At 73.5% G+C, this 19656-nt stretch carries 13 protein-coding genes; 7 read left to right on the top strand and 6 right to left on the bottom strand.

Features of this window, described 5'->3' with window-relative positions:
* Positions 1 to 152 precede the first annotated feature (152 nt).
* The 4 genes from WME95_RS15565 to WME95_RS15550 all read left to right on the top strand — a co-directional run bounded on the left by WME95_RS15565 (position 153) and on the right by WME95_RS15550 (position 8826).
* The gene (locus WME95_RS15565) at positions 153 to 4715 is read left to right on the top strand and encodes a DUF2339 domain-containing protein (protein ID WP_437909152.1); all 4563 of its coding nucleotides are present in this window, start codon (positions 153 to 155) and stop codon (positions 4713 to 4715) included.
* 77 nt (positions 4716 to 4792) lie between these two features.
* A complete protein-coding gene (locus WME95_RS15560) occupies positions 4793 to 6043 on the top strand; it encodes a hypothetical protein (RefSeq protein WP_437909151.1) in 1251 nt (416 codons plus the stop codon).
* A 135-nt stretch (positions 6044 to 6178) separates the two neighbouring features.
* The gene (locus WME95_RS15555; protein WP_437909150.1) at positions 6179 to 7072 is read left to right on the top strand and encodes a LysR family transcriptional regulator; all 894 of its coding nucleotides are present in this window, start codon (positions 6179 to 6181) and stop codon (positions 7070 to 7072) included.
* Positions 7073 to 7134: 62 nt separating this feature from the next.
* Positions 7135 to 8826: a right-handed parallel beta-helix repeat-containing protein gene (locus WME95_RS15550; RefSeq protein ID WP_437909149.1), complete on the top strand. Its 1692-nt coding sequence runs from the start codon at positions 7135 to 7137 to the stop codon at positions 8824 to 8826.
* A 33-nt stretch (positions 8827 to 8859) separates the two neighbouring features.
* On the opposite strand, the gene WME95_RS15545 is transcribed toward WME95_RS15550, so the two are convergent.
* Complete coding sequence (locus tag WME95_RS15545) at positions 8860 to 9753, bottom strand: helix-turn-helix domain-containing protein (RefSeq protein ID WP_437909148.1); 894 nt, start codon at positions 9751 to 9753, stop codon at positions 8860 to 8862.
* Between the two features lie 156 nt (positions 9754 to 9909).
* On the opposite strand from WME95_RS15545, the gene WME95_RS15540 reads away from it, so the two are divergent.
* On the top strand, positions 9910 to 10965 hold the full coding sequence (locus tag WME95_RS15540; RefSeq protein ID WP_437910991.1) for an aldo/keto reductase: 1056 nt from the start codon (positions 9910 to 9912) through the stop codon (positions 10963 to 10965).
* Between the two features lie 31 nt (positions 10966 to 10996).
* Here WME95_RS15540 and WME95_RS15535 read toward each other — a convergent pair whose 3' ends face one another.
* From WME95_RS15535 to WME95_RS15525, 3 genes are all read right to left on the bottom strand, one after another.
* The gene (locus tag WME95_RS15535; protein WP_437909147.1) at positions 10997 to 11719 is read right to left on the bottom strand and encodes a type II toxin-antitoxin system RatA family toxin; all 723 of its coding nucleotides are present in this window, start codon (positions 11717 to 11719) and stop codon (positions 10997 to 10999) included.
* Between the two features lie 200 nt (positions 11720 to 11919).
* Positions 11920 to 13485 carry an aminopeptidase gene (locus WME95_RS15530; protein WP_437909146.1) on the bottom strand — a complete coding sequence of 522 codons (1566 nt, stop codon included), beginning with the start codon at positions 13483 to 13485 and terminating at the stop codon, positions 11920 to 11922.
* Between the two features lie 199 nt (positions 13486 to 13684).
* A complete protein-coding gene (locus WME95_RS15525) occupies positions 13685 to 14797 on the bottom strand; it encodes an S-(hydroxymethyl)glutathione dehydrogenase/class III alcohol dehydrogenase (protein WP_437909145.1) in 1113 nt (370 codons plus the stop codon).
* Positions 14798 to 15045: 248 nt separating this feature from the next.
* On the opposite strand from WME95_RS15525, the gene WME95_RS15520 reads away from it, so the two are divergent.
* Positions 15046 to 16260 carry a hypothetical protein gene (locus WME95_RS15520; RefSeq protein WP_437909144.1) on the top strand — a complete coding sequence of 405 codons (1215 nt, stop codon included), beginning with the start codon at positions 15046 to 15048 and terminating at the stop codon, positions 16258 to 16260.
* Between the two features lie 9 nt (positions 16261 to 16269).
* Here WME95_RS15520 and WME95_RS15515 read toward each other — a convergent pair whose 3' ends face one another.
* The gene (locus tag WME95_RS15515) at positions 16270 to 17163 is read right to left on the bottom strand and encodes a serine/threonine-protein kinase (protein ID WP_437910990.1); all 894 of its coding nucleotides are present in this window, start codon (positions 17161 to 17163) and stop codon (positions 16270 to 16272) included.
* 759 nt (positions 17164 to 17922) lie between these two features.
* Positions 17923 to 18345: a tellurite resistance TerB family protein gene (locus WME95_RS15510; protein WP_437909143.1), complete on the bottom strand. Its 423-nt coding sequence runs from the start codon at positions 18343 to 18345 to the stop codon at positions 17923 to 17925.
* 253 nt (positions 18346 to 18598) lie between these two features.
* Here WME95_RS15510 and WME95_RS15505 point away from each other — a divergent pair, with 253 nt between their 5' ends.
* A complete protein-coding gene (locus tag WME95_RS15505; RefSeq protein WP_437909142.1) occupies positions 18599 to 19642 on the top strand; it encodes a serine/threonine protein kinase in 1044 nt (347 codons plus the stop codon).
* The last annotated feature ends 14 nt before the right edge of the window (positions 19643 to 19656 follow it).

The raw sequence follows: 19656 nt of genomic DNA, 5'->3' as shown, positions 1-19656 counted from the left end.
CCTCATGCGGATGCACCTTACCCGAATCCCAGCGCGCGCCGAAAGGTCCTCGCCTTCCGATGGGGCCGTCAGCGCGAGCAGCGTGAACAGCACAGGCATCATCGCGCGGACGGGCGGCGCCTGCGATGCGCACCCCATGCTACGAAGCATGCATGGGGGCAGGAATCGTCGTCTTCTTCGGGCTCGCGCTCGTCGCCTATCTCCTGGTTGCCCCGCTCGTCGCCTTCGTGTTCGCCGTCCGGGCCAACCGGCGCAATGAGGACCTGCTGCTGCGGATCCACGCGCTGGAGCACCGGGTGGCCGAGCTCTCCGGACAGCGCGGCCGCGCAGCGCTCACCGCAGCGGCGGAGAGCCCTCGAAGCACACACGGCCTGGAGCGAGAGCGGATTGCCCAGGGCGCGCTCCCGCCCCCAGCGGCGGCGCAACCCGCGCTCGACGCCGAGGGCGCAGGTGCACCGCCCTTGCTCGACGCGGCGACCGCCGGCGCGACCCCCGCGCTCGACATGGCGACCGCCGGCGCGCCGCCCTTGCTCGACGCGGCGACCGCCGGCGCGCCTCCCGAGATCGCGCATCCGACCGCCCCCGCGCCCCGGGCGGTCGCGTCCACGGCGGTCGCCGCCGCGGAGGCCGCGGCGCCCCCCGCGGTCGCGTTCCCGGGTCCCGCTGCTCCTCCGATGCCTCGCGCGCTTCGCCCCGCGGCGACGCTCGACGCAAGCGCGTCCGGCGCCGGCTCGGCCGCGCACCGCGAGGCCCCGGAGCGACCCTCCATCGAGGAGCGGCTCGGCCTCACCTGGCTCACCCGCGCAGGCGCGACCACCTTCTTGCTCGGCGCGCTCTTCTTCTTCAAATATGCCTCGGACAACGCCTGGATCGGGCCGTTCGGGCGCGTCGCTGTCGGCGCCGCGATCGGCGCCGCGCTCCTCGCCATCGCCGAGGTGCTCCGCGGGCGCGCGCAGCGTCGCTTCGTCCACACGCTCATCGGCCTCGGCCTCTCGGTCCTGATCGCGTCGGTGTGGGCGAGCGCCGCGCTGTACGAGCTCGTCCCGATCCCCGCGGCATTCGCGGCGGACACGGTGCTCCTCCTGCTCGGCGCCGGCCTCGCCCTCCGCCACCGCGGCGAGGCCATCCTGGTCCTCAGCCTCGTCGCCGGCTTCCTCAACCCCGTCGTGCTGTCGACGGGGCAGGACCGGCCGCTCGTCCTGTTCGGCTACCTCCTGCTCATGACGAGCGTCGCCCACGCCGTCGCAGCGAGGCTCGGCTTCCGCGTCGCGCCGTGGCTCGCGATCGCAGGCCATACGGCGCTGTTCTGGGGCTGGTACGCCACGTACTTCGACGCCAGCGCCGCCCCGGCCGGCGGAGACCCGGACGCGGCGCCCTGGCTCGACTCGCCCGCGCAGGCGCTCCCGGGGCCCTACTTCCCGCTCGCCGCGCGCGCGGCGCCCCTCGCGTTCGTCGCGCTCGCCGCGGCGCAGGGCATCCTGCGCGCGCTGTGGCTGCGCCGCGCGCCCGCCTCGAGCCCCGATCGAAGCGCCGCGCCGACCGGCGCGGCGGCGACCGGCGTCCTCCGCGTCGCGGCGCGCGCGGACGCCACGGCGACAAGCATCGCCGCGCTCGTGCTCGCCCACGCGGGCGCGACCGCGCTGCTCTTCGACGCGCCGCGCGCGCTCACAGCCGCCGCCATCGCGCTCGCGCTCGCGGCGCTGGTCGCCCTGCGCGCGCCGGTGGAGAGCGCCTGGCTGCTGGCGCCGATGGGCGCCGCCTTCCTCGCCTTCGCGGCGACGTTCGCGGACGCGCCCGCCGCGCACCGGACGACGCTCGTCGCGCTCGTCGCGGCCTGGACGCTCGTCTACCTCGCGGGGTGGCTCCGCGGCGCCGGGCTCGCGCGCCAGCTCGATCGGAAGACCGCCATCGCGTGCTCCGCCGGCGCGGCGCTCTTCGCCTGCACCGCGGGCATGCTGTTGATCGAGGCCGATGCGGCGCTCTTCGCGCTCGCGCTCGCGGGCGCGGCCGCCCTCGCGGCGTGGACGGCCGCGCGCGCCGCGCTCCCCGCCCTGCTCCTCGCCGCGGCGATCGTCTCGGCAGGCGCGCTCGCGGCGGCCGCGCATTTCGCGATCACGCCGGCGGACGCGGGCGCATCGGCGGCCGCCGGTGCCGTCGACGCCGTCGACGCCGTCGATGCAAGCTTCCTCGGCGCATCGGCGCTCGTCATGCTGGTGTTCCTCGGCGCCGCGGGCGCCTCGGCGCGGCGCCCGCGCGAGCCCGGCGCGCCGGCGCTCTCGTGGTCCGACGCGCTCGCCGCGTGCGTGGCGACGCTCGGGTTCGTCGCGGCCGCGCTCGGCGCCACGCCGGAGGACACGCCGACGCTCCGCGCGCTGCTCACCGCGGGCGCCGGCGCCCTGGACCTGGCGCTCGGCGCCGCGCTCCTCCGCGCCGGCGTGACCCGCGCGGGCGCCGCGCCCCCCGCCGATCGCATCGCCCTGCTCCTCGGACAGGCGCTCGCCCTATTCGCCGCGGCCGTCGCGTTCGGGCTCGGCGGCGCGACGGTCACCGTGGTCTGGAGCATCCTCGCGGCCGTGGCGGCCGCGATCGCGGCGCGCACCGGCGAGCGCGCCTGGCTCGCCGTCACCCTGCTGCTCTTCGCCGCCGCCCTCGCGCGGGCGCTCGTCGTGGATCGGGCCGAGGCCGAGGCGCTCGTGACGACCTGGTTCGCCACGCACGGCCGCGATGGGACGATGGCGATTCCCGTCCTGCTCAACGCGAGGACCTATGCGTTCGCGGGCGTGAGCGCCGCCCTGCTCGCCGCGGGGCGGCTGCTGTCGCGCGCTGCGCTCGCGCGCGACGTAGACGCCGCCCGCCCCCCGGACGCCGCGCGCGCAGAGCTGCGCGGCGCCGCGGTCGCGGCGCTGGGCGCAGGGTATGCCCTGCTCATCACGACCGTCGTCCTCGAGGTGCGGAGCGCGATCGCCGCGCTCCCCGCCGCCCCCCCTGCCCCGCTCGACGCCGCCGAGTTCGCGGAGCTCACCGTGCAGCACCGCGCCGCCCTCGAGGGCCAGCAAGGCAGCCTCGCGATGGCGACCACGCTCGTGCTCGCCCTCGCGGCGATCGCGCTGCTCACCGCGGGGTTCGCGGCGCGCGACGCCTTCCATCGCTACGCCGGGCTCTCCCTGTTCGCCGTCACCATCGCGAAGCTCGTTGCCTGGGACGTCTGGCACGTCGAGCGCATCTACCAGATCGCCCTCTTCACGGGCGTCGGGGCGCTGCTCGTCGGCGGAGGGTTCCTCTACGCGCGGTTCGGCCGGCGCCTCGTGACTCTACTGCGCGCCGGATCGCGGGGCGCGGCCGGGCCGCTCGCGCTGCTCGCGGCGATGAGCCTCGCGCGGCCCGCCGAGGCCCAGACCGGCGCGGCGCTCCCGACCGAGAGGCACGCGCTCGTCCGGCCCATCGAGGGCGTGGACGCCGCCGGCGACCACCGCGTCGACGTCGATCTCGACCTCTACCGCGAGAGCCGCGCGGAAGAGGTGCTCGCCGACGTCCGCATCGCAGGCCCCGACGGCGCCGAGGTGCCCTACGTGATCCGCGAGCCGGGCGCCGCGCACGCCCCCGGGCGGATCGCGGCCACGATGCTCGATCCGGGGGTCGACGCCGCCGGCGTGGCGCACGCGACCTGGGCGCTCGACGCGCCCGGCACGCGCCACTGCCGCGTCGAGCTCAGCGTCACCGGCGGCAGCTTCCTCCGCGAGGCGCGGGTCGAGACCGGCGCGGATCCGAGGGCGCTCAGCGAGGTCGCGCGCGGCGCCTACGTGTACCGCGTCCCCCAGGGCTCGGAGACGGTCGAGCACCTGTCGGTCCGCTATCCCCTCTCGCGCGCCGCCCTGGTCCGGATCCGCCTTGTCCCCGAGGGCGCCCCGGCGCGCGGCGCGGCGGCGGACGTCCGGATCACGGGCGGCGCCGTCTCGTGCGAGCCGCAGGCCCCCACCGAGTCCCCCGCGCTGCTGCCGCTCGCGATCGTCGAGACGCAGCGGGACAGCGAGGCGAAGACGACGCTCGTCACGCTCGACGCCGGCGCCGACGGCGCGCCGCTGGAGGCCGTCCTCCTCGACGTCGCCACGCCGGAGTTCAGCCGCCGCGTCGACGTCGCCTCGACCACGTACCGCGCGGTCTGGCCCGCCGTGGGGAGCGGCCTGATCCATCGTATCCGTCCGCGCGGCGAGTCAGGGCCCTCGCTCGCGTCGACGCGGATCCCGCTGAGCCCGACCCGGAAGCGCTTCCTCCGGCTCACGATCCACGACGGCGACTCGGCGCCGCTCTCCCTCTCGGGCGCGCAAGGCGAGGTGCGGGCGCGCGAGATCGTGTTCCGCGCCGCGCGGCCGGGGCCGCACCGGCTCTACGTCGGCGACGCGCTCGGCAAGCGCCCGAGCTACGATCTGGCCGACCTGCTCGACCCCACCGTGCGCGAGCGCCCCCCCGCCGCGAGGCTCGGCGCCGCAGCGGCGAACCCGGAGCTCGGCGCCGCCCCGGTCGCGCGCGAGCTTCCGTTCACCGAGCGGCACCGCGCGCCGATCGGGGGCGCGCTGGCCGTCGGGTTGCTCGCGCTCTCGCTGTGGGCCTCGCGGCTCCTGAAGCGAGGGGAGCGAGGGGAACGGGAGCGAGGCGCGCCGCCCGACGACCCCGCGCCGCCGAGGCAGCGAACAGAAGACAGCGAGCCCAGGCCGTGATGTGCTCGCATGTTGCCGTGGGTCGCCGGGGACGCGGCGCTCCGGCGGTCGGGACCAACCATCGAGGTGGATGCACCATGAGAGGCGGGCGCTTCGTCTACTTGGGTCTCTGCGCGAGCGTCGGGGCGGCGCTCTGGGCCTCGGGCGCGTGCTCCGCGACGGCGCGCGACCAGCAGGCGCCTGGCGAGGGCGGCGGCGGGGGCGCGACCAGCGCCAGCGCCACGACGGCGGAAGCAGGCGCCGGCGGACGCGTGGAGTCGACGGGCTCCTGGGCTGATTTCGGCGGCGGCGCGCCGGCGGAGGAGGGCCCGTCGCCCGACGAGGACGGCGACGGGTTCACCATCGAGGACGGCGACTGCAACGACGGCGACACGAACGTCAACCCAGGCGCCGTCGAGGTCGTGATCACGGAGCCCGACCCGAGCGGCGCGGTGCCCGAGCCGGCCGACGAGGACTGCGACGGCGTGATCGACAACGCGCCGTCGGCCTGCGACAGGAACATCGCTCCTGCCGATTTCGACGCCATCCACGGGGCCCACGCGATCGACCTCTGCGCCAAGGCGTCGCCCGGCGACAGGAAGTGGGGCGTGCTGAGCGCGCAGTACGTGCGCGGGGACGGCTCGCCCGCGGAGCCCTCGCCCGCGGTGGGCGTGCTCGATTCCTTCGGGCCGAACGTGCGCCCGCAGGGCGGGACCCGCCTGCTCGTCCTGTCCTCGGGTCGCGCCCGGATCGCGGGGTGGCCGGGCGCGTGCAACGCGGATAGCTGCGAGAACTACGGGCCGGGCGACGCGCCGCCCGGCTTCCCGCAAGGCCCCCCCGAGTGCGCTCCCTCGGCGAACATCCACGACGACATCGCCCTCGAGCTCGTCATCCGCGCGCCGACGAACGCGACAGGCTACGAGTTCGCGTTCAAGTTCTACACCTTCGAACACCCCGAGTTCGTCGGAGAAGAACACTGCTTCAACGACCAGTTCGTCGCCCTGGCGACGCCGGCCCCGCCAGGGTCGCTCGACGGCAACCTCTCGTTCGATAGCCTTGGCAACCCCGTCAGCGTCAAACTCAGCTTCTTCGATGTCTGCGAGGAGTGCCCGCTCGGGACGGACGAGCTCGAGGGCACCGGCTTCGGGCTCTGGGACGACGCCGGCGCGACCGGCTGGCTGCGCACGCGGGCCCCGGTGACCGGCGGCGAGGAGCTCAAGCTGCGGTTCATGATCTTCGACGCCGGCGACGAAAGGGTCGACTCGACCGCGCTCGTCGACGGTTTCAAGTGGATCGCGAACGGCGGCACCGTCCCGCTCGAGACCGCGCCCGTCGAGGATCCCCGGTAGCGCCCCGGGGTCCGGACGACGCGAGCCCTCCGGATCACGCGCGCCGGCCGCAGCGCGAGGTGGACCGCGCGCCGCGGCCGGCGAGATCCCGTATTTCATGGCCGGGATTGTTGCGCAAAACGATACGATCCCGCGATGCTGCTCCCTTCCTTGGAGAACCTCGCCTGCTTCGAGGCGGCGGCGCGGACGCTGAACTTCCGGACCGCGGCGCGCGCCGTCGCGCTCAGCCCCGCCGCGTTCGGCCAGCGCATCCGGCAGATCGAGGAGCAGGTCGGCGCTCCGCTGTTCGAGCGCACCACGCGCCGGGTGCAGCTGACGCCGCGCGGGCTCGCCTTGCTGCCGCGCGCCCGCCAGTGCCTGGCGCTCGCCGAGGACTGCCTCCGCAGCGCGATGGGCCCCGCGCCCGCGCCGGTCGAGCTGACGCTCGGCACGCGGTTCGAGCTCGGGATGTCGTGGATCGTCCCCCAGCTCGGCGCCCTGACGCGGCGGCGCCCCGAGCTGACGCTCCACCTCTACTTCGGCGCCTCCGACGACCTGCTGAAGCGCCTCTACGACCGCAGCGTCGATTGCGTCGTCACCAGCGCGCGCTGGACCGCCACGAGCCTGGCGGCGGAGACGCTGCACGAGGAGCGCTACGCGTTCGTGGCCTCCCCCAAGCTGCTCCGGCGCGAGGCGTTCGCCCGCCCGGAGCACGCGTCGCGGCACTGCCTGCTCGACATCGACCCGACCATGCCGCTGTTCCGATACCTCGCGGATCAGGCGGGCGGCGCCGGCTGTTTCGCGTTCGCGCGGCACCGCTGGGTGGGGCTCGGCGCCGCCATCAAGGCGCTGGTGCTCGCCGGCGAGGGCGTCGCCGTGCTGCCGCGCCACATGGTCGCCGCCGAGCTCCGCGGCGGCAAGCTGAAGCGGCTCCTGCCGTCCGCGCCCCTCGCGCGCGATCATTTCCGGCTCATCTACCGGCGCGACGACCCGCGGAGCTCGCTCTACGCGAAGCTCGCCGAGTCGCTGCGCGCGGTGCCGATCCAGTGAGACGCGCGCTCGCCGGCGCGGCGCGGAGCGGGCCGAACGGCGTAGACTCCCGCCCGAGGACCATGAGCGAGCTCCCCGGCGCCAGCGCGCGCCTCCCCGCGACGCCCATCACGGCGCAGGACATCAACGGCGGACCGGACCCGGAGCGCCGCGTCCCCTTCGTCATCACGGCGCCCGGCGTGTATACCCTCGTGGAAGACGTCGACTGGGTGGCGCAGGACGCGGGCGCGCGGGCCATCACGATCGCGAGCGACGACGTCACCCTCGACCTGTGCGGCAGGACGCTGCGGCAGATCGACCCTCCGGCGCCCGTCGTCGCCCCCGACCCGGGCGCGAGGCCTTGCCGGGGCGAGGTCGTCTCCGGGAACGTGGGCGTGTTCGCCGAGGGGAGGACGCGGCTCGTCATCAGGAACGGCAGCGTTCTCGGGATCCAGGGGGTGGGGATCGCCGCCAGGGCGTGCAGCCAGCTGGATCTGCTCGATCTGTCCGTCCGGCGGTGCGGCGGCGACGGCGTGATCGACACGGGCTTCCTGTGCCGCAACGGCGGGATCTTCGTGATGGGCGCCCGGGACGCGGCCGGCGGCGTCGCCTTCGCCGAAGGCATCCGGATGATCAACTGCGTGTGCTCGGAGAACACGAGCCGGCTCGACTTCGTCGTGACGCTGGGCGCGCTCGTCCTGTTCTGCGACGACGTGCAGGTCAGGCAGTGCGTGTTCAACCGCACGGCGAACACCAGCGCCCAGCCGAGCGGCGTGCAGTTCAACGTCGTCGGCGCCGACTTCGTCATCTGCCGCAACGTGCTCGTGGAGGACTGCGAGGCGCACGACAACACGTCGGGCGGAGAGCCGGCCGGCTTCTTCGCGTGGGGAGAGAACTACAAGTTCCTGCGCTGCAGGGCGAACCGGAACTTCACGCTCACCGGGAACCGCGCGTGCGGGTTCAACATCTCGACAACGAGCAACCTGGAGATGGTCGAGTGCGAGGCGGACGGGAACTACAACGCGAACCCGGCCGCGTCCGCCGATGCGGTCAAGGACTTCTCCGCGCTCGGCTTTCGCCTCGGCAGGGCGGTGTACCGCGGGCTGCTCGAGGGCTGCCGCGCGATCGGCAACCACGGCGCGAGCGCGAGCGCGCCCGCCGGCGGCTTCGCCCTCCACTCGACCCGCCACGTGGTGCTGAGGCGCTGCGTGGCCGTGGGGAACAGGAACGCGAGCGGGGCCGCCGAGGACGACGGGCTCGCGGCCGGGTTCATCGCGTCGACGCCGCTCGCGGATCCGCAGGGCGGCCTCGTGGGCGGCGAGGGCAACGCGTTCATCGACTGCATCGCCGACGGCAACACGGTCCACCGAACGCCCCTGTTCGTGCAGCCGCCGGCCCCGCCCGTCGACGCCGGTCCGTCGCGCGGCGACCCGCAGAAGGGCGCGGGGTTCCTGCTCGAGGGGCAGAGCGACGCGAGGATCATCGGCTGCCAGTCCGCGAACAACGACGGCAAAGGGATCTGGCTGAGGGCCTGCGCGCGCGCGCTGGTCGAGGGAAACACGCTGTCGAGGAACACGCTTTACGGCATCCAGAACGAAGATCCCGCGGGGCTCAGCGCCTTCACCGGCAACCGGGCGCACCTCAACGGGTCCCGGCATCGCCACAACTACGTCGGGCTGCCGCCGGGCACGCCGGTCCGCAAATGGACGCTCGGCTCCCCTCCCCTCGACGGCCCTTCGGACGGGATAGCCAACCTCAGCACCCGGCTGCCCTGAGGGCCGCGAGCGCCTCACGCCGCCGGGCGGCGATCAGCGGGTACGGGCGAGCGCGCCCGGGGTGATCCCGAACCGCCGCTTGAAGAGCCGTGTCAGGTGGCTCTGGTCGGCGAAGCCGAGCGCGCGCGCGAGCTCCCCGATCGGGCGGTCGCCGGCGAGCAGCGCCTCGCGCGCGCGATCGAGCCGCCGCCGCGTCACGTAGGCGAGCGGCGGCTCCCCCAGCGCTCGCTTGAACTCCCGCGCCATGTGCGCTGGGCTCAGCCCGGCCACCCCGGAGAGCGCCTCCAGCCCGAAATCGTCGCCGAGGTGCGCCTCGATGTAGTCGAGCAAGCGCCGCAGCGTCGCAGGGGAGAGGCCGCCCCGGGCCGGCCGCTCCGCCCGGACCGCATGGCGGGCGCCGAGGCGCGCCGCGAGCCCGGAGAGCATCGCGTCCGCGAAGAGCGCGCCCGTGGCGCCGCCGCGCGAGACCTCGACCAAGAGCGCGCGGAGCACATGCTCGATCTGGGCGTCCACGAGCCCCACGCAGGGCTCGATCAGCAGCTCCCGCACCCCTGCGAGCCGCGCGAGCCGCGCGGGGTCGAGCACGAGCGCGCCATAGATCGTGGGCTCGCTCACGCGATGGGAGAAAGGCACCTCTGCGGGCTGGAGCCAGAGGCTGCCGGGCGGCATCTCCACGCGCTCGAAGCCGCGCTGGCCCTTTCGCTCGAAGCGCAGCGGCGCGTCCGCGAGGTTGATGGCGATGTAATGGCCGGCGACGGCGAGGTGGTCTGTCTCCCAGGACGGGTTCACGCCGAGCTCGGCCACCACGCCGGTCCAGCGCAGCGAGCGGCTGGACGCGCGGATCTCCGCCTGCCGGAGCGCCTCGATGGGCTCGCGGGTGCCGGCGCGGACGAACGGGATGGCGCTGCGGGAGACGCGGGAGATCATCGGAGAGCCGGCCCCAGCATGCGCCCGCGGCGCGGGGCCGGTCAACGCAGCAGCCCGGTTCCAGGGAGCGCAGCGGCGTTCTATAGGGCCCTTCCCGCCCGCCCTAGGATGCCCGTCGCCGGGCGACGACTTCGCCCGAGGAGGACGACCATGGAGATGCGTTACAAGCTGCTCGGCGGCAGCGGGCTCAAGGTCTCGGAGATCAGCCTTGGCACCATGACCTTCGGCGAGGACTGGGGCTTCGGCGCCTCGGCCGAGGCGTGCCGCGGCATCCTCGAGGCGTACCGCGCCCGCGGCGGCAACTTCATCGACACCGCCAACAAGTACACGAACGGCAGCGCCGAGCGGATCGTCGGTGAGCTCGTCCGCGGAGACCGCGGCGCGTGGGTCATCGCGACCAAGTACTCGCTCTCCATGAACGACGCCGATCCGAGCGCGAGCGGCAACGGCAGGAAGAACCTTGTCCAGTCCGTCGAGGCGAGCCTCAAGCGCCTGGGGACGGACTACATCGATCTGCTCTGGGTCCATGCGTGGGACTGGACGACGCCAGAGGCCGAGCTCATGCGCGCGCTCGACGACGTGGTGCGCGCGGGCAAGGTGCTCTATGTCGGCATGTCCGACGCGCCTGCCTGGGTCGTCTCCCGGGCGAACGCGATCGCCGAGCTCCGGGGCTGGTCGCAGTTCGTCGGCATCGAGATCGAGTACAGCCTGATCGAGCGCACGGTGGAGCGGGAGCTCGTCCCGATGGCGTCCCGGCTCGGCCTGGGCGTGCTCGCGTGGGCGCCCATGGCCGGCGGCGTGCTGACGGGCAAGTACACGCGGGGGGGCGGCAACGACGCCGCGCGCGCGGCGATGAACCAGGGGCGCCTGGACGAGCGGGGCCTGCGCGTCGCGCGCGCGGTCGACGCGGTGGCCGAGGAGCTCGGCTGCTCCTCGGCGCAGGTGGCCCTCGCGTGGCTCAGGTCGCGCCCGGCGCAGGTGATCCCCATCATCGGCGCCCGGAAACCCGAGCAGATGCAGGACTGCCTGGGCTGCCTCGACGTCGTCTTGCCCGCCGCGGCCCTCGAGAGGCTCGACGCGGCGAGCCGCGTGCCGCTCGGCTTTCCCTACGAGTTCCTGGGCGACCCCGGCACCGAGCGGGTCGTCTACGGCGCCACGGCGGCGCGGCTCGACGTGCCCAACCCCGTCCGGAGGCTCGCCTCGGGCGGGTGACGCCGGCCTCGCCGCCTCGCTCCGGCGCGCGTCAGCGATTCCCGTCCTGCGCCTGCTCGACGCGCGCCCGGATGGCCGCGACGGCGCGCGCCGAGCCGTCCAGGTTCTCCGCGTTGAGGAGGCTCTTCGGAAGCGGCAGCTTCGGCCGGAGGAACACCTCGAGGGACAGGCGCGTCGACTGGGCGTCGATCTTCTCGAGCCGCCAAATAGCCTGGAGATCTTGCACATTGCCGGAGATGAAGCGGGACGAGTACGTCTCGACGCCATCCTCGACGACCGGCTTCTGGATCTCGATGCGCGCCCACATCGTCACCGCGCCCGAGAGGGCCGAGACCTCCATGTAGAGATCCCACCCGCCCGCGGGCGTGCGCCCGAGCAGGCGGCACTTCTTGTAGTGCGGCATGAACTCCGGATACCGCTCGAACGAGAGCACCGCGGCGCGCACGCGCTCCAGCGAGCCCTTCACGACCACCGTCGACCGTCCACGGGCCAATCCGGTGCTCCCGATCGGGACTGCCATGCTCGTGATCCCGGCCGTATCGGGCGCCGGCTGCGCGCGCTCGGCCTGCTCGCCGTCGCTCGTGACAGCCGGCAGGACATCGCCTCTGTCGCGCTGTGCCGGCAGGCGCGGTACATCCAGGTTGATCCCCCGTTCCCCCGTGCTGCACGCGGTGGCCGCGAGGGCGAGTCCCCCGGCGAGCGCGCGCGGGATCGATGCGCGATGGCCGGTCGTGGTCGAGCGAGTTCTCCGCATGACGGCCCAGCTTGCCAGCGACGTGCCGGCCGCCCCCATCGCCCCGATGATACCGCGCAACACATCCGCTCGGGCCGCCCCCCCACCCCGGCCACCAAGAACGGATCACCCGCCCATCGAGCGCGGAAAACACGGGCTCCTTCCCGATTCTCCACGAGAGCTCGGAAGGCCCCCTGTCTCCTCCTTCCCGCTGCTATCGGTTAGGATTCGCCTGAAAGATAGGCTGTCAAGCTGGGAATCGGGACGCCTGTCGGGCGGCCGAACTGCCAGTCCGCCGACTCGACCCCGACGCCGCCGATGTCGAGGTGGATGAACGGCAGCGCCCCGCCCTTGAGCCCCGAGGCGATGTCGAGGAACGCGAAGGGGAACTGGTGCCCGCGCGGCGTGTTCACCGAGGCGAGGCGGTTCGAGGAGACCACGTCCTCGGCGCTCGACCGGGGCGCCACGAACGCGTAGTCCTCGCGCCGCGGCCGGACGCGCTCCATCGGCTCGCCCCAGCGCTCCGCGAGGACGTCGAGCCGATCGAGCTCCGCCCGCGCGGCGGAGTTGCCGATCGCGCCGGTGTAAGGCCCGTGGGCGCGGTAGACGTGCCCGGTCAGCGTCGCGACCGAGAACACGATAGGATCCGGCGCGCCGCTCATGGCGAGCTCCCGCCCGAGCGCGAGCAGGTCAGCCAGGATGAGGCGCCCCTCGGCGTCGGTGTTGCCGATCCGGACGCGCACGCCGGCGCGGCTGCGGATGATCTCGTCGCTCACATAGGACTCCTCGCCGATGCTGTTGCGCACGAGCCCGAGGAGCCCGACGATGCGCACGCCCTCCAGGCCGAGCGCCGCGGCCGCGCGCACGAGGCCGGCGACCGCGCCGGCGCCGCCCTTGTCCCGGGACATGCCGGCCATGTGCCCGTCGGTCTTCAGGTCGACGCCGCCCGTGTCGTAGGTGACGCCCTTGCCCGCGAGCAGCACCGTTCGCCGGATCTCCCCGCGAGGCCTGTAGTCGAGCCGCACGACGCACGGCCGGTGCCGCTCGACGACCCGCGACGCCCGCGAGACCGCGCTGATGAGCGGATAGTCATCGACGTTGCGCTCGATCTTGACGAGCACCCCCGTCCTGGCGAACGCCGCCTCGCACAGCTCGGCGACGCGGCGGGGCGCCATCCGCTCCGGCTCGGTGCCCGTGATGTCGCGGCAGAGCGCCCGACCGACCTCGACGGCCGCGATCTCGCGGGCGCGCGCCTCCGACAGCCCGAGCACCGCGACCGACTCGGCCGAGCGCGGGGCCATCTCCGCCTCCCGCGCCTCGAGCGGCGTCCACTGGCTCCCGAGCGCGGCGAGCGCGCCCACCTCGACGGCCCGCGCGAACCGCGGCGCGGCGCCCACCGGAGCGCGCACGACGAGCAGCGGCCGGCTCGCCCCCGCGTCCACCGCCCGCGCGAAGCCGGCCGCCGCAGCCTCCGCGACGGAGCGGACGTCATCGACATCTTCCGAGAGCGGCCCCATCGGCGCGAGCACCAGGCGCCCGCCAGGCACCCCCGGCGCCGGCAGGACGAGCGGAGCGCTCTTGCCCTCGAGCGCGGAGTCGACGCGCGCCGCAGCCTCGACCACCGCGCCCACGGCGGACCCGAGCCCCCCCGCGTACTTCGCGATGGGCGACGGCGCGACGAGGACGACAGCATCGCACGCCGCGATCGCCGCGTTCGGCTCCGCGAGGGCGTTGGCGGGCAGCCCCGCAAGGGAGGTGACATGGACCATGGCGGCGAATGATGTCACATGGGTCAGCATTTTTGCAGCACCCGTCGCCGCCGATAGGGCACCGACATGGCACCGACATGCGCCCCGAAGAGCAGGCTATCGCGCGGGCATGGCGCACGCGCCGCGCTCGGCGCGCGCCAGGCCCGCGCGCCGAGCGGCCTAGTGCGCTCGTCCGCCCCTGCGGTCACGCGCGAGGCGGCCGGCGTCGAGCGCCGCTTCAGGAGAAGAGCACGACGCTGCGGATCGACTCGCCTTCGTGCATGAGGTCGAAGGAGCGGTTGATGTCGTCGAGCGGCATCGTGTGGGTGATCAGCTCGTCGATCTTGATCTTGCCCTCCATGTACCAGTCGACGATCTTGGGAACGTCGGTGCGCCCCTTGGCGCCGCCGAACGCGGTGCCCTTCCAGACGCGCCCGGTGACGAGCTGGAAGGGGCGCGTGGCGATCTCCTCGCCGGCCCCGGCGACGCCGATGATGATGCTCGTCCCCCAGCCCTTGTGGCAGCACTCGAGCGCCTGGCGCATCACCTTGACGTTGCCGATGCACTCGAAGCTGAAATCGGCGCCGCCCCGGGTCAGATCGACGAGGTAGGGCACGAGATCCCCCGCCACCTCGCTCGGGTTGACGAAGTGGGTCATGCCGAACCTCTCGGCCAGCTCGCGGCGCTTCGGGTTGATGTCGACACCGACGATGATGTCGGCGCCGGCCATCCGGGCGCCCTGGATCACGTTCAGCCCGATGCCGCCGAGGCCGAAGACCACGACGTTGTCGCCGGGCCTCACCTGCGCGGTGTTGATGACGGCGCCGATACCCGTCGTCACGCCGCAGCCGATATAACAGACCTTGTCGAACGGCGCGTCCTCGCGGATCTTGGCGACGGCGATCTCGGGCAGGACGGTGAAGCTCGAGAAGGTCGACGTGCCCATGTAATGGTGAATCCGCTCCTTGCCGATCGAGAAGCGGCTCGTTCCGTCCGGCATGAGCCCGCGCCCCTGCGTGGCGCGGATGGCCTGGCAGAGGTTGGTTTTTCCGCTCGTGCAATAAGAGCACTGCCGGCACTCCGGCGTGTAGAGGGGAATCACGTGATCGCCTTTCTTGAGGCTCTTCACGGACGGCCCGACGTCGACGACGACGCCCGCGCCCTCATGGCCGAGGATCGCGGGGAAGAGCCCCTCCGGATCCTTTCCTGAGAGCGTGTAAGCGTCGGTGTGACAGACGCCCGTCGCCTTGATCTCGATGAGGACCTCGCCCTCGCGAGGGCCCTCCACCTGGACGTCCTCGACCGTCAGCTTCTCGCCGGCCCTGTGGGCCACGGCTGCGCGCGCTTTCATGATCGGTGGTTCTCCTCCCGCAAGCGGGGCGTTCGGGGCCCGAGCGGCGCCCGAACCCCTCCCATAGCCGGGCGGGGAAGCAGGTTTCAAGGGGAACCCCGCCGGCGCCGCCCCGCCTCGCCCGCCGTCCAGCCTGCCCGCATTGCGCCGCCCTTCCTGCCCGCGTCGCGCAGCCCGCTCGCTGCCCGCGCCGCCACCCGAGGATGGCGTTCGCGTGACAGCACGCGTACGATCACCCTGCTGTCCTTATGAACACACTCCGTTGCCCACCGGGTCTCCGCGCGCTCATCGCAACAGCCGCGCTGGTCCTCGTCGCCTGCACCGGCGAGAGCCCGCCTGCTGGCGGGGCGGCCGGCAAGGGCGGTGGCGGCGCCGGCGGCGGCGGCGAGGGCGCTTCCTCCGAGGGTGGCCACGGAGGACAGGGAGGCGCGCCGATCGACAGCATGGAGTGTGTCGACGAGTGCCCCGCTGAGAGCGCTGGTATCACGATCGGCTGCAAGAAGCGCTTCATGTTCGGAATGAACTATGCGTGGCACAACTTCGCCGGTGACTTCGGCGGCATCGCCGCGTGGGACAAGCGCGGCGTCGCGGACGAGGCGGAGACGCACGCGAAGAACCTCGCCGACATCCGTGCTCACGGGGCGAGCGTCGCGCGGTGGTGGATGCTGCCGGAGATCCGGGGCGAGAGCGTCGTCTTCGACACGAGCGAGAACCCGACCGGCCTCGGCGGGACGACGCGGCGCGACGTCCAGAAGGCGCTCGAGCTCGCCGAGGAGGCGGACGTCAACCTGGTGTTCTGCCTGTTCTCCTTCGACAACTTCCACCCGACGCGGATCGACGCCGACGTGAAGACCGTCGGTATCACCCCCATCGTGAAGGACGCAAAGCGGCGCGCGAAGCTGATAGACAAGGTCGTCCGGCCGATCGCCAGGGCCGTCGCGCAGAGCCCCTACCGGCACCGGATGGTCGCGTGGGACGTGATCAACGAGCCCGAGCTGGCCATGACCGGACCGAGCCCGGACGACGGCCCTCGCTACGAGCCCGACGCCCAGGTGGATCCGATCGAGCACGCGCAGATGGCGGCGTTCCTCGGCGAGGCGATCCGGGCGCTGCGCGCGGAGAGCGCGGCGCTCGTCACGATCGGCTCGGCGTCGATGAAGTGGGCGCGGTCCTGGCGAGACACCGACGTCGATTTCTACACCTTTCATATCAACGACCGGGTCAACCTGTACTGGCCCTACAACCAGTCGCCCAAGGACTACGGCATCACGGACAAGCCCGTCATCATGGGGGATTTCCCGATCGCCGGCCTGGCGACGGCCGCTTTGCCGACGCTCCTGGAGAGCTGGTACAGCCAGGGATACGCGGGCGCGATCAGCTGGGCCTACAGCGACGCGACAACGGCCGAGCTCGAGACGATCAAGGCCTTCGCCGACGCGAAGGGCTGCGGCGTGACGTACTGAGAGCCCCTCTCACGACAGCCAGTAGTCGACGAGGGACGCGCCCGTCACGTCGTGGGCGACCCCGGCCGCGATCGCCCACTGGGCCAGCGCGCGGCCGAGCGCGGCCATGGTCGTGAAGCGCCCATCAGGGTCCTTGGCCAGGCCGCGCTCGATGATCTCCCAGAGCCGCGGGTGCAGCTCGAGGGCCTCCGGGCGCGGCGGGGCGGCGCGCAGCACGTCGTGCACGATGGAGATGCTGCTCGGGCCGCCGAACGGGCGACGGCTGCTCACGAGCTCGTAGAGCACGACGCACGCGCTCCACACGTCGGCGCGCGCGTCCGACTCCTGCCCGCCGCGGACCTGCTCGGGCGCCATGTAGGCGGGGCTCCCGACCAGCGCTTCCCTCCGCTCGTCGCTCGCCGCGCGCTCCGCGGTGAACGCGATCCCGAAGTCGATGAGCTTGGGGACCGTGCGGCGGCCCTCGCGCACGAGGACGATGTTCGCCGGCTTCACGTCCCGGTGCACGACCCCCGCGCCGTGCGCCGCGCCGAGCGCGCCGATCACGGGGAGGAGCAGCTGGACCGCGGAGATGGGCGACATCGGGCCCGACTCGGCGAGCGCCTGGGCGAGCGACCGGCCCTGGAGGAGCTCCATCACCGCGAACGGCTCTCCCTCCTCCGTGAAGCAGAGATCGAAGATCCGCACCGTGGCGCGGTGCGACACCCGCGCCGTCGCCTGCGCCTCCCGGATCAGCCGCGAGGCGGCCTCGGGGACGGCGCAGTCGCGACGGATGAGCTTCAGCGCGACATCGAGGCTCAGGGAGAGATTCCGCGCCTTCCACACGGCGCCCATGCTGCCCTCTCCGAGGAGCTCTGTGAGGCGATAGCGCCCCCCGAGGACGTCGCCTGGGGCGTAGCGCCGCAGCGCGGCGGAGCACGGGTCGTTCGCAGGAACCGCCCGGGCGGCGGCGGGGGGCGCGCCGGCAAGACCGGTCCGCAGCGTGGCGGGCGGTACGCTCGCCGGGGTGGCCGGAGCGTCGCTCGGCGTCTCCAGCGGCGCGACGTCCCCGCCCTGACGGAAGGCCGAGCCGGACGGCCTCGACAGGCGGCCCGATGTCCGGAGGTCGACGGGCTCGAACGGAGGGCGGTGAGATGCGAGCCAGCGCGGAGACCGCGGCGAGCGGTACGCACGCTGAGAGGCTCGGCCCCCGCTCGGGGGGCGGGATCGATTCGACGCGGGATCCATCGAGCCGCCATGTGGCGTCGTGGAGCTGTCAGTTCGGTGGCTGTCCATGTCCTTGCCCACGTGTGCTGCAAGGAGCAGGCCGATGGAAATCGCCGCAGATCCGCCTCTTTCCCGCTCGCCGCGGCGCCGGATTGCGGTGTGGAGGCATCAGATCCGGCGCCCGCGGCCATCGACTCGCCCCGGGGGCTGCGCGCCGTCCGCCGCGACCGGCGCGCGCATCGTCCGCAGCCGCGGCGCGTCGTCCGCCGGCGCGGTCCCGGGACGCGCGCGCGACGGATCCGTCGGCGCAACGGTCGTCGCACGACGCATTCCCTGCGCGCCACACCGGCGCTCGACGGGTACATCGACAGCGGATGTCGTTCAGGATCGCCCGATAGCCAGCGAGGCCCCCCGGGGCGCGCGCCGGGATCGCCACGGCGCGGTCGCCCCTCGCGCCGCTCAGCGGGCCGAGCCGGGCACGACGCGCCCCTTGAACGCGATCGGCACCTCGAGGGCCGTGGCCGCCTCGACGAGCAGCGCGTGCTCGCTCTCGTGAATCACGCCGTCGGCGGCCACGAGGCGGACGGCCAGCTCGATCGCGGCCTCGCGCATCCGCACGTCGGGCAGGCGGACGCGAAGCGCCGCGAAGCGGCCGCTCCTGCCCTCGTCGCGCACCGAGCGCTCGATGATGGAGATGAGCGACTCGACGAGGTCGGCCCCGAGGCGCCCCTCGCTCATGGCCGCCGCGTGCCGCGCGAGCTCGGCGCGCTCGGCCTCGTTGATGGACCCGTCAGCGTATGCGGCGAGGAACATGATCTCGACCATCGCCTCGAGCCTGTTGAGCTCGAGGTGGCGAAACGAAAGCTGCGTTTCTTCCATCATGCGGTCCTCAGGATAGCGTATCGCGGCCGCGCTTGACACAGCGCCCCTGGGCCCGCCCGGTAATGGCGCTCGCCGCTCGGTAACGGCGCTCGCCGCGCGGCAACGGCGCTCGCCGCGCGGCAACGACGCTCGCCGCGCGGCAACCACGCTCGCCGCGCGGTAACCACGCTCGCCGCGCGGCAACGGCCTCCGGCAGCGCGCGGCGAAAGTTCTCGTCGAGCGCGACGCCGGTCGGTGCTCAACTCTCCCCACCATGAGCACCACCACCCCGACCGACCTCTTCCTGTCGCTGACGCCGCACAAGGTGATCGAGGCCGTCGAGGCCGCGGGCGTCCACTGCAACCGCGTCTGCTACCCGCTGAACTCGTTCGAGAACCGCGTCTACGAGGTCGAGCGCGAGGATCGCACCCGCGTCATCGCCAAGTTCTACCGGCCGGGGCGCTGGACGCGGGAGCAGATCCTCGAGGAGCACCGGTTCCTCGCGGAGCTGGCGGACGCCGAGATCCCCGTCTGCCCGACGCGCCCGTTCCCCGACGGCGAGACGCTCAAGCAGATCGACCACATCCCGTACTGCCTCTTCGAGCGCATGGGCGGCCGCGCCCCCGACGAGCTCGGCGACGAGCTGTTCGTGCGCCTCGGCAGGCTCGCCGCCCGCATCCACAACGTGGGCGCGGCCAGCGCCGCCGAGCACCGCGTCCGGCTCTCCGCCGACACCTATGCGCGCGAGGACCTCGGCTGGCTCGTCGAGCGCAAGCTCATCCCCGCGGCCGTCGAGCGGCGGTACCTCGCGGCCGCGCGCGCCGTCGCGGACGCGGCCGAGGAGCGCCTGCGCGGCGTCGACGTGCACCGCATCCACGGCGATCTGCACCCCGGCAACCTGCTCCTGCGCGACGGCGCGCTCCGCGTGCTCGACTTCGACGACATGGTCGTCGGCCCCGCCGTGCAGGACCTGTGGCTCCTCCTCCCCGGCCGCGACGAGGCCGCCCGGCAGCAGCGCGAGCTCTTCATCGAGGGCTACGAGGAGCTCCGCCGCTTCGACCGCTCGACCCTCGGGCTGATCGAGCCGCTCCGAGGGCTCCGCATGATCCACTACGCGGCATGGATCGCGCGGCGATGGCACGACCCCATCTTCCCGAGGACCTTTCCGCACTTCGGCACGGAGGCGTACTGGCGCGAGGAGGCGAGCTCGCTCGAGGAGGTGCTCCAGCTGACGCGCGACGGAGACGCGGGCGGCCCCGGCGGCGGCGCGGACGAGCCGCCGCCGAGCGGGGGCAAGTACTTCTGGGATATGAACTGATCGCGGCCGCGCGC

The sequence above is a fragment of the Sorangium sp. So ce327 genome (assembly GCF_051530205.1).
Classification (GTDB): domain Bacteria; phylum Myxococcota_A; class Polyangia; order Polyangiales; family Polyangiaceae; genus Sorangium; species Sorangium cellulosum_B.
This window is presented reverse-complemented; position numbering and strand designations above follow the sequence as displayed.